The organism is Hungatella effluvii (assembly GCF_003201875.1).
In the GTDB taxonomy this organism is placed as follows: domain Bacteria; phylum Bacillota; class Clostridia; order Lachnospirales; family Lachnospiraceae; genus Hungatella; species Hungatella effluvii.
Genome location: NZ_QJKD01000018.1, coordinates 82,257 through 100,210 on the forward strand (window position 1 = coordinate 82,257; position 17,954 = coordinate 100,210).

The following is a 17,954-nucleotide window of genomic DNA, read 5'->3' on the forward strand; positions in this document are numbered from 1 at the left end:
TTGATTCACCTCTTTTCCTTTCATTTATAAGACAGGAGTAGTATCTATACCCATATACTACTCCAGTCTTACAAGAATGTCAATACTACAATTGTCTTATTTTTAAATTTATTTCAGAAAGAGGTATTTTTATACGCTCTTCTGCCATCTATGGTGCCAAAACGACCCTCTGGCTGTCGCAATACTGGACCATAAAAAGGCGTGTGATGCAGATGAACGAAAAAGTGCAGAGAGAAGGAGCGGACCGCTGACAGCAGCGGACCACTCCTTCTCTCCTCATACAGGCTCACGCCGCAGACTCCAGATTTATCCCGTCTTAAAACGTCAAATATAACGTCTGACCGTCTTCATGTACTGCCGGTATGCATCACCGAACGTGTCCATACACCACCGCTCTTCCGAGAGAATGATCCAATAAGAGGCGATCTGGAATACAACGACAATGCCGCACAGAATTACAGACCGGGTCAGTATCACACAGCCGATAAAATACAGAAAATACGACAGGTACATCGGATTGCGTGAAAGACGGTAGAGTCCGTTCTGATTGATTCCGTCTTCGGATGGGGATGCAAAATCTTTGATTGTGACTGCGCACAATGCCAATCCCAGCAGATAAACCGCCGCTCCTGAAAAGAACTGCCAGGTGACCTCCGGTTTCACCCTGAGAAAACATAAGTACACAAAGATCGCGGCATTGGATATCTGGTAGACCCAGTATGCAAACACTTCATTCCCCGACAATGGGGCGAAATGGGCCGCGCGTTTTACTGCCTCGCTGCTGAGTCGCGCCAGGAGGCCAAATCGTATCAGGATAAACGGGATTATCAGGAAAAAGCCTTTCATTTGCAGTCCGCCTTTCTGCCTCACTCCTGCCCTGTCCGGAGCGGTTATAAATCATCACATCGGTTTTAGATTCTTGTTGAGCCGGTCCACAATCCATGAGAGACGTTTTACCCGTCCTTCCTCGGTTTTGGGGTCCAGAAATGCTTTCGTATACGTCTTTTTCACGGATAAGGACATCGCATGGAAATTCGTACAGGCCGGTTCAAACGCCTGGAGGGCGGCCGCTAAGGAAGCGATCTGCTCCTCTGTAACCGGCTGAGGCTTAGGGGCGTCCCACTGACCGTTTTTCCTGGCCTCCTCGATTTTCATTCTGCCGTAATCAGTCATCAGCCCCTGTTTTTCGAGGGCTTCCGTCAGCTTCTTATTTTTCTCCGACCACTTGCAGTTCGCTCTGCGCAGAGAAAAATATTTTTTATAGGTATGATTATCGATACTCTGCATCTGCCCGTCAATCCAGCCAAAACACAAGGCCTCTTCGAGAGCTTCCCCCGCCTTCACCGTTTTTTGGCCCCCTGACTTACCAAACAGCAGCCAGACGCCTTCACTCGACAGACAGTTGGCTTCCAGCCATTTCCGGAAGTGTTCTCTGTCTGGGAATTCCATTACTTCGTTCATATTGAAACCTCTCCTTCTGGTAAACGGCTTCTTCCTACTTCTTTTCGATGATCTCAAGATTCACGCCATCCGGATCGTGGATGAAGAAAAAGCGGGTATTGGGGTTCGGCTGGAATGGTCCGCTGACGATTTCCACGCCCTGTTCTTTCATGTGCTCCATCGCCTGGTCCAGATCTTCCACGGAAAGCCCCAGTGACGGACACTCTCCGTATACAACAGGCTCTGCCTCCGTATTGCAGATTAATTCAATCTCCGCCGGACCGTCTGCCATAAATGCGATCTCCGTGTGGGGGCCGCCGGGAAATCTGCGTGCCAGCTTCATCCCCACTATGTTTTCATAAAACTGGATGGACTCTTCCAAATTCTTAACGTGCAGCGTTGAAAAGATGAATTTCATGATATTTTCCTCCAAAGTATATAGTCAAACGTTGATGTCGCTTCTGCTTGTTATTATATCGTATCCGGCCACTTCTGTCACTTTCTTTTGAAACCGTCTTTCCTGCAAAAAAGCAGAATTGAAAAGTAAAAGAACGAACAGGGACGCATAGGTTCTATGGAACCATGCGCCCCTGCTCCTGATAATCCGCCAGTATCTTTTCCGCTCTTTTCTGTTCATATTCCATCAATGCCTTCCAGCTGTCCGCATACCCCTCCCAATCGTCATTCTCCAATAATTCGGCTGATTTCCTGACCATCTGCGTATATTCTTCGTGGAGATGCTGCTTTCTGATCCGGTATAATGCAAACGGATAACCCCAGACCAGGAATTCGGACAGTCTGGTATAGCACTCCCGGACCGCAGCTGACGGGCACCGTTCGACGATAAAATCCAGCGCCAGCTTAAAACACCGCTCGCTCTGATTCTCATTCAGCAGCTGTATAAATCCATGTCTCAGTTTCTCAAGATCTTCCTTCTCCACATGCTCCAGAGTATACAGGAAGACCGGACGAACCGTCAATGCCATAAACTGAAGGCTTTCCCTGTAAAGCCGGAATCCTTCCTTCACTTCCAGACACTGAAAATCGATCTGTTCAATATCTTCGCAGACTTCCGAGACTTTTCCCTGATGTAAGCGGATAACACTCAGGCTGTCCAAAATACAGAGAGTACGGCGAAGGGTATGGTACGATACATTCAGCTGTTTTGACATAACCGGCATGGACGGAAGGGTCCCTCCCACCGGATACGTTCCTTTTATAATCTCAGTTATGATGCGCGAAGCCATGGTGTAGCACAGCTGCGGCCGCTGCCAGTATATGTTCCAGTAAAAAGGGACCTTTTCCTTACGGCCGTACTCCCCATCCATCTCTGCACAGAAGGCCAGAAGCTGGCTGATGCAGGCAGCAAAGTCACCTTCAAATGCCGCATTCATAAACTCCAGTTCCTGCTCCTTCCCGTCAGCCAGGAGTTCCCTGTCTCTTTCCTCATGCAGCCCGTGATTGGCCAGATAGGGAAATCGAATATAGCGCAGCAGCTCCCAGTAAAAATTCAATATCAGTTTATTTCCCAGGTGTGAAAAAACCTGAATATGCATCCTGGTGGATATGGACAAATCCACATTCTTCAGCTTTGCCATGTTTTCCTTTAACCGGTCCCAGGATTCCTTGTCATAGCTTTTCTGTGTATACTCCCAGACCGGCTCAATCAGAAGTTTACCGGCCTGACAAAAGTCTGTGATCCCGCTGCATCTTGGCATAAAATACAGCGCGGCGTTCTCTTTTATCTGGTCTGAACTGGCCTGATAGATCACCTTTGCCGTTTTTCTGGGGCTGACCTCGATATATCCGTTTTTTTCCAGCCGGGAAAGCGCAGCGCGCACGGTCCGGGGGGCCATTTGAAAACTCCCGCCAATCCTGGGAATCGCCGGTAAGTTCTCCCCATATCGGCAGGCCCCCATCAGGATTCTTGTCTCATAATAATCGTAAACCAGATTACAAGTCAAATCTGCATTTTCAACCAAAATTCTTCTCCTTTTCCCCTGTCAAGTTCACTTCAACCATAAAATACCCGAACAATTGTACCACAGGAACGGGAAACACACAAGAAAAGGGAGTTTTAACGGCATATACATTTCCGAAGCGCTGCCAGCAGGCGGTCAAAATCAATCGGTTTTGTGACGTGATCGTTCATTCCCGCGGCCATCACCTTCGAGATATCCTCTGCAAATGCATTGGCAGTCAAGGCGATGATCGGGACAGTCTTTGACTCCGGATGGCTGCTGCTGCGGATCTCACTTGCCGCCGTATATCCGTCCATCACCGGCATCTGCAGATCCATGAGAATCGCGTCGTACGTCCCCGGTTCTGAATCGTTAAAGAGCTTCAGCGCCTCATACCCGTTCTCCGCCCTGTCCACGATAAAGCCCGCGTCCCGCAGCAGCGTCTCCGCTATTTCCATATTCAGTTCATTATCTTCCACCAGCAGAAGCCGCAGCCCCTGGAGACACGTTTCCAGCGTTCTCCCGGTATTGCCTGACAGCGCCCGCAGGACTGCCGCCTCGTCGTCTTCCCCTTCCAAAGTCCTGATGGTAAGCGTTACTATAAAGCGGCTGCCTGCGCCCTGTTTGCTTTCCACCCGGATACTTCCCTGCATGGCCGCCACGATACCGTGAGAGATGGACATACCAAGGCCGGTGCCCTGAACCTTTCTCACATGGCAGTTCTCCTCCCGGGCAAACGGAACAAATATATGATCCAGGAACTCCTCGCTGATGCCGATCCCATTATCCTCAACCGTAAATACAAAGCATCCCATCCCTGGAATTCCCGACATCATCTCCTTGGAAGTGACGGTGATTGTACCTCCGTGGGGAGTATATTTGATGGCATTGTTGATGAGATTAATCAGGACCTGGCGGATCTTGCCGGCATCTCCCAGGAGATTGTCATGGATAATATCGTCTGTCAGGAAATGCAGCGTCTGTCCTTTTTCCATCGATTCATTATAGACGATGCTGCCGATCTCGTGGAACAGGCCTTTTAGAGAAAACGGCGCTTCGGTCAGCGTGATCTGCCCTCTCTCGATCTTTGACATATCCAGGACCTCGTTAATCAGATGCAGCAGATGGCTGCTGGAAAGACTGATTTTCTGAAGACAGTCCTTCACGCGTTCTTTATTATCCGCCTGTCCCATGGCGATCGCCGTCATTCCGATTATGGCGTTCATCGGTGTCCGGATATCATGAGACATCTGCGCCATGAAATTACTCTTGGCCTCGTTGGCGTTCCTGGCTGCCTCATAAGCTGCAAACAGCGCCTGCTGGCTCCTCGCCTCCTGCTCCTTTTCCTTCTCAACATTGTGAGAGGCTAAAATAATCTTGATCGGAGCCCCGTTCCTGCTCTCTGCCAGGATGATGTGAATCCGCATCCAGCCATAGTAACCGCTGTAATCCCTGCGATACTCCAAATCATAGATCGTTTCGCCTTCCTGCACCCGTTTCTTAATCGCCCCCAAACACATTTCCTGCTTAAAACGTTCCTTGTCCTCCTCATGAATCAGATGTTCATGGTAGATTTCAAACAGTGCCCCATACTCATCTGAATGGTTCAGCCGCTCTGCAACATCCTCCCGGATGACGAAGGTCTGGAAGGTCTCTTCCACCAGGTCCACGTAAAAAACAGAGTGGTAGAAAGCGGAAAGCCCCTTAATAATATTCTGAGATTCGAAATACAGTTTCTTTTGCTGCTCTTCCTTTAACTCTGCCAGCTTCTGCTCGTTGATATCCATGTTGGCAAAAATCACCCTGGTAATGACGCCCTCCTGAATTTCCGCAATGCTGAACCGGGCGCGGACCCAGCGGATACAATCCGGATAGAGTCTTCGGAAATCGACTTCGTAGACTGGCTGCTCCGCGGACAGGGTCTGACACAGGAAATCAAGACTCGCGGCTCTGCGCATTTTCTCCTGATCTTCCGGGTAAACGTAGTGTTTCACAAACTTCTCATAATAGACATCTAGCGCCCCTTTGGGGAACTCTCTGTTTTTTTGAATGAAGTCCTCCTGCCAGATCGCCTCCTCCGTGTTGTTCACATAGTCGAACAGGTAGATGGAATAGTAACACTCGCACAGATTGGCCAGGATTGCTTCCCGTCTCTGAATCTCATACTTATCATCCACATTTCTCACGGTCAGAAGAATCCTGTCTTCATAATTCTGACTGATGAGGGCGGAATAATAGCTGTAGGCATGCAGTCTGCCCTCCTGATCGTACATGTGCAGCGTACCATCCCTGTATTCACCGGCGCCATAATTTTCCGCATCAAAAATGTGTTCAAACTCCCTCCAGTCTTCCTCCGGCATATTTTTTACAGCCTGCTCCCGGAAATCCTGATACCGTCCCCGTCTGGAAAGCTTTAACAGTTCTCCCGAATAGTAAATGCAGTTATACTCCGCATTTTCGCAGTCCACACTGATGAGCAGAGTATAAATCTGAGACACCGCAACCTGTGCGCTGGCCTGATCGATCCGTGTTTCCATCTCGCCATCCTGCTCTTCCATGGCTGCGATAACCCAGGGATATTCCTCGGAGTACTGCTTTAGGGGAACCACCTTGATTCTCCGCCACCTTTTTTCCTTCGTCCTGTAAATCGCTTCCACGCCGGAACTGTCCGCATGAAATCTTTTTCGGATATACTCGGGATTGACGGCGTTCAGAAACAGTTCACGGTTTTGCCGTACGATCTCACGTTCCGCATAGTTACGGAAAAATGTCTCAAAATCCGCCGCCCCTTCGCCAAACGTTTCCAGCTGCTCTGTGGCTTTTATGATTCTGTATTCACCGGTATGGAGGTTACAGAGGATGATCCCCTTAAAATTCTCATTCAGTTTCTCCAATATGGTATCATACTCCTGCCTCAGCATAACCGTGTTGGTAATATTCTGGTGGTATCCCAGCAGACAAGTGCCTTCTTTATAGTTCTTATCTCTGATCCCGCCGCAGCGCACATAAATCTGCCCCCATAACGGGTGGTGCCACGGATACTCCACCTCGGCCCTCTCATCGGCACGCATCCGACGGACCACATCCTGGACCATGGGATAGTAATCCGCATCGATCCGGTCATACCAGCCCCGGTAACACTCCTCTGGAGACGGCTCGCCGGTAAAGCCAAGAAGCTCCAGCATGGCCTTATCCGCGTACATTCTCGGTTCTCGTCCCTCTTCCAACTCTATCGCCCACAGACCGGTCTGAGCCTCATGCAGTATATCCTGAATCTTCTCTATATCCCTAAAGTGTTCCGCCATTCGCCTTATCCCCCAGCTTCAAATAGTAACCCGGCGATTCTCTCACCAAATTCCGGTCCCCCGGTCTTTCCACATACTGTACTCCATTTTATCAGATTCAGCCCTGTATTACAACTCTATTACACTTGCTGGTTGTATGAAAAAAGAGTCACAAAAAGCAGCCCGTTTTATCGCCGGACTGCTCGTTTGTAATTTTTATACCTCTGCTGTTTTCTGAAACGCTTTCCCATTACCGACTCTGTCGTCTTTCGTTACCTGGAGAGCCCTGACTGCATTTAAGATGGCAATGACGGAGACACCCACATCCGCAAATACCGCCGCCCACATGCTGGCAAATCCAATGGCTCCCAGGATCAGCACGATCGCCTTGACTCCCAGTGCAAAGACTATATTCTGGTGAACGATGCGCAGAGTCTTTCTGGATATTCTCATGGCCGCCGCGATCTTGGACGGCTCATCCGTCATGATGACCACATCAGCCGCTTCGATGGCTGCGTCGGAGCCGAGTCCGCCCATGGCAATGCCGATATCGGCACGGGCCAGAACCGGAGCATCGTTGATGCCGTCGCCCACAAATGCCAGCTTTCCTTTTTCGCTGGTCTGAGACAGCAGCTGCTCCATATGGCTTACCTTATCCGCGGGAAGCAGCTCTGTATAAACTTCATCCAGACCCAGCCGATGCGCTACATTCTCGCCCACGGCCTTTGCGTCGCCCGTCAGCATGACAGTCTTCCGGATTCCGGACTGCTTCAGTTCCCGGATTGCAAAGGCTGCATCCTCCTTCACTTCATCTTCAATCAGGATGGCTCCCCTGCTGATTCCGTCCTCTGCCACGTAGACAACCGTTCCCGTCTCACTCACCGGTTTGTATTTGATGTGATTTAGCTTCATCAGCTTGCTGTTGCCAGCCAGTACGGTCTTTCCGTCTAAGGATATGGAGATTCCATGGCCGGCAATCTCCTGAACGTCAGCCACTCTGGAGGCATTCAGTTCTTTTCCATAAGCATTTACAATGGATTTCGAGATCGGATGGTTGGAATCCTTTTCCGCGTAAGCGGCCAGCTCCAGAAGCTTCTCCTTCGTAATCTTTTCCGGAAAGCACCCGCTGACTGCAAACGAGCCCTTTGTCAGCGTACCCGTCTTATCAAAGACAACCGTCTCTGTTTTAGCAAGCGCTTCCAGGTAGTTGCTGCCTTTGATCAGAACCCCGCATTTGGAAGCGCCGCCGATTCCGCCGAAGAAGCTGAGCGGTACAGAGATAACCAGTGCACAGGGACATGAAATAACCAGGAAGGTCAGCGCCCGTTCAATCCAGACCGTAAACGGCTGTCCTGTCAGGAACGGAGGAATGACTGCAAGAAGCACCGCCGCAGCTACAACAGCCGGCGTATAGTATCTTGCAAATCTGCTAATAAATGCCTCTGATTTCGACTTCTTGCTGCTGGCATTTTCCACCAGATCGAGAATTTTGGCCACGGTGGACTCGCCGTATGGTTTCGATACCAGGATTTTTAAGGTACCGCTCTGATTGATGCAGCCGCTTATCACATCGGCTCCCGGTTCCACCTCCCTTGGCAGGGATTCCCCGGTCAGGGCCGAGGTGTTCAGGGCTGAACGGCCTTCCAGAATGGTTCCGTCGAGCGGTACCCGCTCTCCCGGCTTTACCACGATCACTTCGCCGACAGCCACCTCATCGGGATCGACGGACACGATCCCGTCTTCTCTCACCACATTTGCGTAATCCGGCCGGATATCCATCAGCCCGGATATGGACCGGCGCGACTTGCTGACCGCGTAGGACTGAAACAGTTCACCCACCTGATAGAGCAGCATGACCGCGACGCCCTCCGCGTAATCGCCTAATAACATGGCACCCACGGTCGCCACCGTCACCAGAAAGTTCTCATCGAATACCTGGCCGTGTAAAATATTCGTAATGGCCTTCCAGATGATATCCCATCCGATCACCCCATAGCTCAGCAGGAATCCGGCCAGTTTCCCCGTTGAACTTAACGGAAGGGCCATGGTAATCAGGTATATGGCTGCTGCCGCGAGTATCCTGTATAACTGTTTTTTCTGTTTTTTTGTCATATTTTTTTCCCTCTATCAAATATTCTTAACAGTTACATCCGGTTCTATTTTTTTTATCAGTTTTACGGCTTCTTCCGCAATCTCCTGGAACCGGTCATCGGCTGCTTCCAGAACCATCTTCTGGCTCAGGAAGTTGACCTCCACATTTGTAACTCCGCCTATCTTCTTAACAGCGCCCTCAATCTTCGCAGCACAGTGTGCACAGTCTAAATCTAACAGCTTAAATGTTTTCTTCATAAGGAATATCCCCTTTCGATTTTTCTTTCATATGAATACTTGTTCATATGTTCATTTGTATTCTATAATAAATCAATCGATTCGTCAATGGATAGAGCCATTTTTTGTCCGATTGGATCAAAATACTGTCTTTTTGGAGTGTACCATAATTCCACACCAAACAGAAAAGAGGGATACATATGACATTGGAAAACGGGCAGCCTGGACAGACCCACCAGATGATGCGGTCTGATCTTCCGCTGAAGTCGGAAAAAGAATGAGGAGCTTTTTTTATTTCGAGGCAGAATATTTCTTCCAACTGTGTTACAATAGCGGTAAACAGACGAGGAGGCTTTCCGATGGATGAACTCACAAAACCACGCTATCACATCTATTATAATCAAAAGCCGCTGACCCCACAGGTTTTCTCCGATCTCCATGTCCAGTACCAGTATGGGAACCGCGAAAATCCCGGAAGTATGGATGTATTTACCATATTTCCGGGAATCGAACTGATCTATAATGATTTTTCTATGGTTTACTGCGATTGCAGCCTGAGGACAGAAAGCGAACTGCTTGAGATAAATTACTGCTGCCAGGGCCGCGAAGAATGCCAGTGGCTCTGCGGCGATTACCTTTACCTGGGTGAGGGCGATTTATGCATTACCCGCATGGAAAATGGCACTCCCGGCCTCTACTTTCCCACGGGCCGTTACTTAGGGATCACGATTGTGCTGGATCTGGGGATTCTAAAAGACCATATGCCCCCGCTTCTGGACAATGAAAAACTGCGGCTGCAGGAATTCGGCGACAGATTCTGCCCCGGCAGTCACTTCCTTGCAATCCGTGCCAACCGGCAGATCGATCATATATTTGGCGAACTATATCAGATTCCTCAGGAGTTCCGCCATGATTATTATAAGATCAAGGTCCTGGAACTCCTCCTGTTCCTGAGCATGATCGATCCGGAACAGGAACGCGCCCTGGATCGTGTCACCAAGAATCAGATCGACATTATCCGGCAGGTACAGCGCCGGATCACGCAGAATCTCCAGGAAAATATCACGATCGATCAGCTGGCAAAGGAATTCTGCATCAGCCCAACCTCCTTAAAGAGCAACTTCAAGCAGGTCTACAGTACGACCATCAAGGACTACTTAAGAAGAGAGCGCATGGAGCGGGCCTCCGCCCTGCTTCTGACCACCGGCAGCACCGTGGCCGATATCGCGGCTTCCCTGGGCTATACGAATCAGAGTAAGTTTTCCGCCGCATTCAAGGCAGTCCATGGGCTGAACCCGGTGGAGTATCGCAGGAAGTGCCGGCATGAGCGGAAGGATTGATTTTCATTGCAGCTGTTTTTCACTCTTTTTTCACTGCAATCCAGACCTCCTGCCGCCCTTCCTGCATGTAACACTCCATAATCGGCAGATCCTCCAGCTGATACCCTGAATTTGGCAGCCACTCGGTATAAAACTGCCGATATATATTCTGCACCGCATCCGGAAGCCTGCCATTGGCCTCAAGTACTGCCCATGTCGCGGATTTTACCTGAATTTCATCCATGCCTCCTGGCGCAGGAACATGTATACAGCCTTCAACCTCCACTTGGTTCGTCACACCTATGATATAATCCATCTCTTCAGAATTCTCCTGCTGCCCGCCAATTGACATTCCGATAAAGCCAGCGGGTCTGTAATCCGTCTTCCTGAAAAGATCCGTCAGCAGGTTCATCGTTCCATCTTTCCAGGCAGTATCCCACATTTGCGGGATTTGCCCGAAAGCCTGATCCGTTTTTATCCGCCTCCTGATTCCCGCGACTTTAAAGGCCGGCCACTGTTCTATCTGATAGCTCATGTGATGTTCTCCTCTCATTGTTATTTGAACGGAGAGTTTTGGACAGGACTTCAGCCTGACGGGCTCATGTCTGACTTTTGATGGCAAAATTCCGTGAAAGTTCTTAAACGCACGGGTAAAGGAATCCTGAGATTCATATCCATACTTCACCGCAATATCAATTATTCTATCGCTGGTATTTAAAATATCAAATGCAGCCAGAGTAAGCCTCCTGCTTCGGATATATTCTGACAGCGATTTATCAGTTATATAGGAAAATACCCGTTGAAAGTTGTACACTGAACAGCCTGCAATTTTAGCTATCTTCTGATAGGAAATAGTTCCGTCCAGGTTTTCTTCGATATAGTCTATCGCTTTATTTAAATATTGTATCCAGTCCATCTTCTCACCTCCATCACATCATTATAAAGGTTCTGCCAGACAGTCTACCGACAGTTTCTGCCGTATAAAGGCGGAATCCCGGAGAATTTATCCTTCCTGCTATTTTACCATTATTCCGCCGTCCGGTATATATACTTTCTCTCATATTCCTCCTGCGGCATGGGCTTCGCATAATAGTAGCCCTGGACGTAATCGCATCCGACGGTATCGAGGAAATCTCTCTGTTCCTTCGTTTCTACGCCTTCCACAATCACCGGGATTCCAAGGCAGGCTGCCATCTGGATCACAGATGAGAGTATGATCTTTCCCTTCTCTGCCGCCATGCCTCCGGAAAGGAAATTCATATCCACCTTGAGGACATCCACGTCGATGTCCTTCAGCATATTTAATGAGGAGTAGCCGCTGCCGAAATCATCCATCATAGTCACAAAACCGGCGCGCCGCAGCGTATGGATGGCTGCCATGATCTGCTCCGGATCGGAGGCGTAGGCGCTTTCGGTGATTTCCAGATTCAGCAGGGATACGGGAACGTGATATTTCTCTGTCAGCTTCCGCAGCACTTCGACCAGTTCCGGATCAAGGAGGGTGACCCTGGAAAGGTTGATGGTGACAGGATTTATGTTTTTTCCATCACGGCGCCATTTCCCGATGATCCGGCATACATGCTCCGCCACATAGTAATCCAGCTGGACGATGAAGCCGATTTTCTCGAATACCGGGATAAATTTCCCTGGCGGGATCAGACCGGCTTTTGGATGGTTCCAGCGCACCAGCGCCTCGGCGCCAAAGTCCGTATCTGTGGAAAGGGCGAATTTCGGCTGAAAAAACATGATAAACTGCTCCTGTTCCATCGCCCGACGCATGTCATTCATGATCGCCGTCTCTTCCGCTTCCCTCTCTTTTTCCCCTTCATCATAAAATCCAAGACAGGAGGCATACAGATGCTTGCACTTTTTGCTTCCGATAAAGGCTCTGACGTACATTTCCTCAACGGACAAGTCCGGCTCCATCACGACGTAGGCGCCGACCGTAGGTTCCAGCAGGTAATCTTTCTGATACTCGTTTAAGTATTCTCTCAGGTCCTTTATCTGATCATCCAATATACCCGGATCAAAGGGCTGGCAGATGCAGAATGTGTCTGCTATGATTCTGCCATATGTACACATTTCAAAACGTTCTGCATGTTTCCTTATGATCTCAGCCAGGAAAATAAGCAGTTTATCGCCTTCCGCCTCGCCGTATACAGAATTGTACAGCCGGAACCGGTCAATATCAAACCGCAGCAGTACGAACAGCGTATCCTGGTGCGCGTCGATCATATGCCGCGTCTCTGCAAACATCTTGCCCCGGTTGTATAAACCGGTCAGCGTATCGTGCTGCATCAGAAATTCCATACGGCCGGGCAGCACCCGTTTCCTCTGCCTCCATCGTTCTCTTCTGCCGGCGGCTCCCCCCGGCATGGTTCTCTTTCTTTTTCTCTTCATCACAGTTACCTCTGTTCCGGGAAATTATGCAGGCAGGCATTCACAGATCATGCGGAGCACCTCCAGCCCGCTTCTGAAGCAGGCACTCCCCCTGCTGTTTCTGATGACCCCCTGTATGCTGGCGTTCTGTCTGGAATATATCGTTACAGCAAATATATTTTCCCTGGTATTCAGGTGGTTTCGAATTGGGCAAAACTTCACTGTACGCGGAACCGTTTTGGCGTCCGAAATAATTTTCGTTCTCTTTTTTACCGGATCCATCTTTACCAGGTGACGGCCTTCACCGCTATCCGCCGGCATTCCTTCTCTGTCCAGAATGTATTCCATCAGAAGCAGCATGTGATCAAGCCCGTGAAAGCAGAACGATTTTTCCTGGTATAAAGACTGCAAATATCCGCTTTTCGTCTGTTTTTTGCAGTTTTCAATGACAATTATCAATACCGCTCTCATATGTTTTCCTTCTCTCATTCGTATGGGCCGCCTGATACCACAGAATAACTATTCTGTGGTATCGGCACTCCGAAAATCACAGAGTGCGCTCTCCACATCTGCTATTTTTCTTCCATTCAGGATAAAACTGGGTTCTATACTGCTACGCGACCAGACCGGCAAGAATCAGCGTTCTCTCCGGCCTGTTTATTGTGGGTAAAACCATAGATATGTACATTGACTCCCCTTATTTTTTGTTGTAAAATAATTAGAGTTTCATTTTTTAACTTTAAATAAGGCTTTTTGATACCACAGAATAGTTATTCTGTGGTTATTTTGTCTAATCCGATTCTCATCCGGTTCATGACTTTTTCATACTGTCTCGTACTTGTCGCCACATAGATGCGCGTAGTCTCGATCGATGAATGGCCAAGAATATCTGCCAGATGGGCCAGATTCTTTTCGATAGAGTAAAAAGTCTTCGCAAACAGGTGCCTGAAATTATGGGGAAACACCTTTGACGGATCCACTTTTGCCCCCTTACACAACTTCTTCAAAGAATGGCAGATGTTGCTCCGGTCCAGGTTTCTGCCGCTTTTCGTTCGAAAGATACAGCCGCTTTTTATTTTTTCGCTTCTGATAAATTCCTTCAGCTTCTTGATCAGATTTCTCGGAAAGATAATCAGGCGGCATTTTCCCTTCATATAGATCTCTGTTTTCCCCTGGCAGACCGCTTCCACGGTGACGTAGGGCAGCTCGCTGATTCTGATGCCCGTGCTGTAGAGTACCATCATCAGGTAATAGAGCTGGGAGTTTCCCATTCTCCCCGCACTGTCCAAAAGCCTTCGATAGTCGCTCTCTGTCAGTTCCCGATCCTCATCGATATAGGCCTTTTTCTGAACCTTTAGGAATTTTACCTTGCACATATCCAGATTCATAAATTCCAGATACGAATGGATGGCGGAGAGCTTACCGTTGACGGTTCCTGCCTTGTACTGGCTGCTGAGATACCGCCGGTACTGCAGGATCGCCTCTTTGCTGATCTCGGCTTTATCCATATAGGCAAACAGCTGTTTCACCTCGTGCAAATACTTACTTATGGTGGAATCGGCTTTTTCCTCATTTTTCAGATAGTCCTCATATCGTTTGATATTCATTGCAATTTCCATAACAGGCCTCCATTTTTCTAGTCAGATGTTTTTAAGTGGTTGTATGGCAAAGGCACAGTACACCGAAACGGTGATCTGTGTCTCAAGCAGCCTTTTTTAGTTTCCTTATAATCGGGCAGAACTATACATCGGTTTTGGGACTTATGATGAATGATATGAAATAGAAACAATTCACGAAACGTGCCTTTGCGTTACATAGAAGAACGCACGGGCAGTACTAGAAAAGCCGGCATTGAAACGATGCGTTCAATACCGGCTTTATATCCACTGATACGTCATATTTATGACCCTGATTCTGACCCTGATCAAAATCAGGGCCGATCTGTTTCCATTTTCTGCAGCACAACATACACATCATCGTAAAATCTGGCCGTTTGCAGGCCAGCATTTAGGGGCTTCCCCTGCTCTAATTGGTTTATATTTCCAATTATTATAATGGATACAGTAATAAATCTCAACTTACCTCGTTCGCCTTAACCAGAGACCGCCGCGCAGACAGCGAACATTTTACAGTTAATATATTCTGTATATCGTCAAAATTTTCCTTACATACAACTCGATACTGAATCCAGCCGCCGTCACCGCAGGGATACTTTGTGTCGATGTACTCCCTGGTATATGGATGCAGCTGGTTATAGACGGAATTATACTGCTTGTCAGACAATCGTACCATGACTGTAAATCCGTTGTTTTCGGCAAAAATATTGCAGACCAGTTTTTGCTTCAGCCGGTGAGCGATCCCCCAGCCGTACTGATTGCCATAGGGAAAGACGACCTTCTGCTCTGTCGCAAATGTCCGGGACAGCCATTCGTTCAACGAGGTAAAGAATCCGCCGTTTTCACCGCAATATGCGGTCATCTCGGCAATTGTTGGTTCTTCTTTTTTATTCAGCATTCTTTCGTACATAGCGGCCTCCATCAATTCTAATTGTACGTTCGATTGTACCACAAATGCCATACACGAACAACTCATTTTCCAGTGGCTGGAGGTAAATTCCATCGTTTAGGTATAGATTCTATAATCTCCGGGGACATCGGACAAAAAATACCAGAGAAAGACAGGTATTTTCCCCGGATAAATGATACAGTTTACTTATAAAAATTGGAGGTAACAAAATGAAGAAACGGCCAGTCACAACACTATTTATGCTCAGTTCTGTCGATGGGAAAATTAGTACGGGAAATTCCGATCTGCTGGATGTGGACAGCGATTATCCCGCAATGGGCGGTGTAAAGGAAGGGCTTCACCAATACTATGAGATTGAACAGACAACGGATCTGTGGTCACTGAATTCAGGACTCGTGCAGTCCAAGCTCGGCGTAAACCAAAAAGAGTATCCGGGCAAAACACCTGTTTCTTTCGTGATCATAGATAATAAAAATTTGACCGATCACGGCGTAAGATATTTCTGCAGACGGGCGAAGACTTTTGTTCTTGTCACCACAAATACGCAGCATCCGGCATTTTCTGTGCAGGAAGATAATCTGCATATCATCTGTCAGCAGAAATTATCTTTAAAGGAAGTGCTGGAAGAAGTGTACGCGGCATACCATTGTGAAAGAATTACCATACAGACGGGCGGAACGCTGAACGGATTATTTCTCCGGGAGAAGTTATTTGATTTCATCGATATCGTTGTCGCCCCGGTTCTGATTGGCGGAAAAGATACCGCTTCGCTGATTGACGGAGCGTCGATTACGGGAAGGGAGGAATTGGGACTGTTGGGAGTCTTAAGGCTTGTGGAATGTGATGTGCTGGAGGATTCTTATTTGCGCTTGAGGTATGAAGTTGTTGGATAAGGGAATCCGGCAAACTCATATCTTCCTGTCCCCCACCAGTCTAAAAAGCCTCCAAAATAACTGTGTCTTACCACTATTTTGGAGGCTTATGCTTTATAATTTATTTGTCCCGGTAATTGAAACAGGAACTAATTTCTCTGCTTCTTCCCATATTGCGCCAAGCCGGGCTTCTGCTTCTCTCTCGTCCTTTCCTCTGGTCCCTATGTAAATCTTAATTTTAGGTTCTGTTCCCGACGGTCTGATACAGAGCCAGCTGTCGCCTTCGAGTTCAAAATACAGCACATCAGATATTGGAAGACCAGTATCACTGTTAAGATAATCACGAACCTTGAAGGTCTTGAGACCTCCAAACGATTTTGGGGGATTATTCCTCATATTTTCCATTAAGCGATTCATGAATGCCGCGCCATCCGTACCCGTTTTCACAATGGTATGGATACTTTCTTTATAGTACCCGTATCGTTTATAGAGCTTCTGCATCTGATCCCAAAGGGTCAGCCCCTTCGTCCGGTAATAGACCGCAGCCTCACACAGCGCCATGACTGCCCCTACTGCGTCCTTATCCCTGGAATTAGTACCGACGAGGCAGCCATAACTTTCCTCAAAGCCGAAGAGGTATTCATAAGTACCCTGTTTTTCAAAAAGGCGGATCTGCTCCCCAATATATTTAAAACCGGTTAATGTTTCAATGAGCTTCACCCCGTATTCCCGGCAGACAGCACCTGCCATCTTCCCCGATACAATTGTCGTTACCACCGCGCCGCACTCTGGCAGCGTGTTTCTCTCTTTTCTGTGTTCTAAAAGGTATTCGCAGAGAATCATACCAGACATATTGCCGGTAAATGCCATATAGTTTCCAGTCTCTTCATCTCTGGCATATACGCCAAGGCGGTCTGCATCCGGATCAGTCGCCAATACAACATCCGCCCCTGACTCCTTTGCCAGCTCAAGCGCCCTGGCAAATGCCCTTTTATCTTCAGGATTCGGCGATTCTACGGTCGGAAAATCACCATCCGGCAGCATCTGATCCTCTACCACATATACCGATTCAAATCCTAATTCCTTTAAAATTCTTCTGACCAGAACATTTCCTGTACCATGAAGGGGCGTATATACAATCTTCAGTTCCCGTGCCCTTTCTCTTAAAAGCTCCGGCTCCTGTACAAGCTTTTTAAGCTCCGATAAGTAGCGGCAGTCGATTTCCTCCCCAATAAAATGTAAGAGTCCGCCGCACACGGCTTCTCTCTGCCCCATATATTTCACAGAAGCAAAGTCGCTTACAGCCTTTACTTCACGCATAATATCTGCATCTCTTGGACAGGTAATCTGAGCGCCGTCCTCCCAGTATACCTTATAGCCGTTATATTCCGGCGGATTATGGCTGGCAGTCACAACGATCCCCGCCATACACTGGAGTTCTCTGACTGCAAAAGATAATTCCGGCGTCGGACGAAGGCTGTCAAATAAATATACCTCTATGCCATTTGCGCAGAGACAGAGCGCCGCTTCCATGGCAAATTCCGCCGAGTTATGGCGGGAATCATAGGCAATGACCGCCTTTCTTTCCATACGCTCCTGACTGTTTATGTAGTTTGCAAGCCCCTGCGTCGCCTTCCTCACCGTATAGCGGTTCATTCGGTTCAGCCCCGCCCCCATGATTCCCCTCAGTCCGCCGGTTCCAAATTCCAGTTCCCTGCAGAAACGGTCCTTGATCTCTTCCTCGCTGGTAAGGGCTTTCAGTTCTTGTCTTGTGTTGTCATCGAAATATGAATCTTCGCACCATCTGCGGTACTCATCCCTGTAATCGGTCATTTCTTATCTCCC

Annotated in this window: 14 protein-coding genes and 2 pseudogenes; 2 read left to right on the plus strand and 14 right to left on the minus strand. The window is 48.3% G+C overall.

Annotated elements, in window-relative coordinates:
- Positions 1-324: 324 nt before the first annotated feature.
- From DFR60_RS25115 to DFR60_RS25145, 7 genes are all read right to left on the minus strand, one after another.
- Positions 325-846 carry a methyltransferase family protein gene (locus DFR60_RS25115; RefSeq protein ID WP_110325444.1) on the minus strand — a complete coding sequence of 174 codons (522 nt, stop codon included), beginning with the start codon at positions 844-846 and terminating at the stop codon, positions 325-327.
- A gap of 54 nt (positions 847-900) precedes the next feature.
- A complete protein-coding gene (locus DFR60_RS25120; RefSeq protein WP_110325447.1) occupies positions 901-1,461 on the minus strand; it encodes a YdeI/OmpD-associated family protein in 561 nt (186 codons plus the stop codon).
- Between the two features lie 34 nt (positions 1,462-1,495).
- Positions 1,496-1,858 (minus strand): VOC family protein, encoded by a 363-nt coding sequence (locus tag DFR60_RS25125; protein WP_110325449.1) that lies wholly within the window; start codon positions 1,856-1,858, stop codon positions 1,496-1,498.
- 154 nt (positions 1,859-2,012) lie between these two features.
- The gene (locus DFR60_RS25130) at positions 2,013-3,422 is read right to left on the minus strand and encodes a GntR family transcriptional regulator (RefSeq protein WP_110325451.1); all 1,410 of its coding nucleotides are present in this window, start codon (positions 3,420-3,422) and stop codon (positions 2,013-2,015) included.
- A 95-nt stretch (positions 3,423-3,517) separates the two neighbouring features.
- On the minus strand, positions 3,518-6,706 hold the full coding sequence (locus DFR60_RS25135; RefSeq protein WP_110325453.1) for an ATP-binding protein: 3,189 nt from the start codon (positions 6,704-6,706) through the stop codon (positions 3,518-3,520).
- A 195-nt stretch (positions 6,707-6,901) separates the two neighbouring features.
- Complete coding sequence (locus DFR60_RS25140) at positions 6,902-8,797, minus strand: heavy metal translocating P-type ATPase (RefSeq protein ID WP_110325455.1); 1,896 nt, start codon at positions 8,795-8,797, stop codon at positions 6,902-6,904.
- Between the two features lie 15 nt (positions 8,798-8,812).
- Entirely contained in the window at positions 8,813-9,034 is a 222-nt protein-coding gene (locus tag DFR60_RS25145) for a cation transporter (RefSeq protein WP_110325456.1), read from the minus strand.
- A 338-nt stretch (positions 9,035-9,372) separates the two neighbouring features.
- Between DFR60_RS25145 and DFR60_RS25155 the strand changes: the two genes are divergently transcribed.
- A complete protein-coding gene (locus DFR60_RS25155) occupies positions 9,373-10,353 on the plus strand; it encodes a helix-turn-helix domain-containing protein (RefSeq protein ID WP_110325458.1) in 981 nt (326 codons plus the stop codon).
- A 19-nt stretch (positions 10,354-10,372) separates the two neighbouring features.
- Here the strand turns inward: DFR60_RS25155 and DFR60_RS31295 are convergent, their stop codons facing one another.
- The 6 genes and pseudogenes from DFR60_RS31295 to DFR60_RS25180 form a co-directional block, all read right to left on the minus strand.
- Positions 10,373-10,867, minus strand: a complete 495-nt coding sequence (locus tag DFR60_RS31295; RefSeq protein WP_341458003.1) for a GyrI-like domain-containing protein — start codon at positions 10,865-10,867, stop codon at positions 10,373-10,375.
- Positions 10,868-10,945: 78 nt separating this feature from the next.
- Positions 10,946-11,248: pseudogene (locus DFR60_RS31300) on the minus strand (helix-turn-helix transcriptional regulator); the annotation flags it as partial.
- Positions 11,249-11,358: 110 nt separating this feature from the next.
- Complete coding sequence (locus tag DFR60_RS25165) at positions 11,359-12,732, minus strand: putative bifunctional diguanylate cyclase/phosphodiesterase (RefSeq protein WP_110325462.1); 1,374 nt, start codon at positions 12,730-12,732, stop codon at positions 11,359-11,361.
- A gap of 24 nt (positions 12,733-12,756) precedes the next feature.
- A complete protein-coding gene (locus DFR60_RS25170; protein ID WP_110325464.1) occupies positions 12,757-13,200 on the minus strand; it encodes a hypothetical protein in 444 nt (147 codons plus the stop codon).
- A gap of 250 nt (positions 13,201-13,450) precedes the next feature.
- Positions 13,451-14,330: pseudogene (locus DFR60_RS25175) on the minus strand (tyrosine-type recombinase/integrase).
- Between the two features lie 454 nt (positions 14,331-14,784).
- Positions 14,785-15,237: a DUF3788 family protein gene (locus DFR60_RS25180; protein ID WP_110325468.1), complete on the minus strand. Its 453-nt coding sequence runs from the start codon at positions 15,235-15,237 to the stop codon at positions 14,785-14,787.
- A gap of 209 nt (positions 15,238-15,446) precedes the next feature.
- Between DFR60_RS25180 and DFR60_RS25185 the strand changes: the two genes are divergently transcribed.
- Entirely contained in the window at positions 15,447-16,130 is a 684-nt protein-coding gene (locus DFR60_RS25185; protein WP_110325470.1) for a dihydrofolate reductase family protein, read from the plus strand.
- Positions 16,131-16,223: 93 nt separating this feature from the next.
- On the opposite strand, the gene DFR60_RS25190 is transcribed toward DFR60_RS25185, so the two are convergent.
- Complete coding sequence (locus DFR60_RS25190) at positions 16,224-17,942, minus strand: phospho-sugar mutase (RefSeq protein WP_110325472.1); 1,719 nt, start codon at positions 17,940-17,942, stop codon at positions 16,224-16,226.
- Positions 17,943-17,954 lie beyond the last annotated feature (12 nt).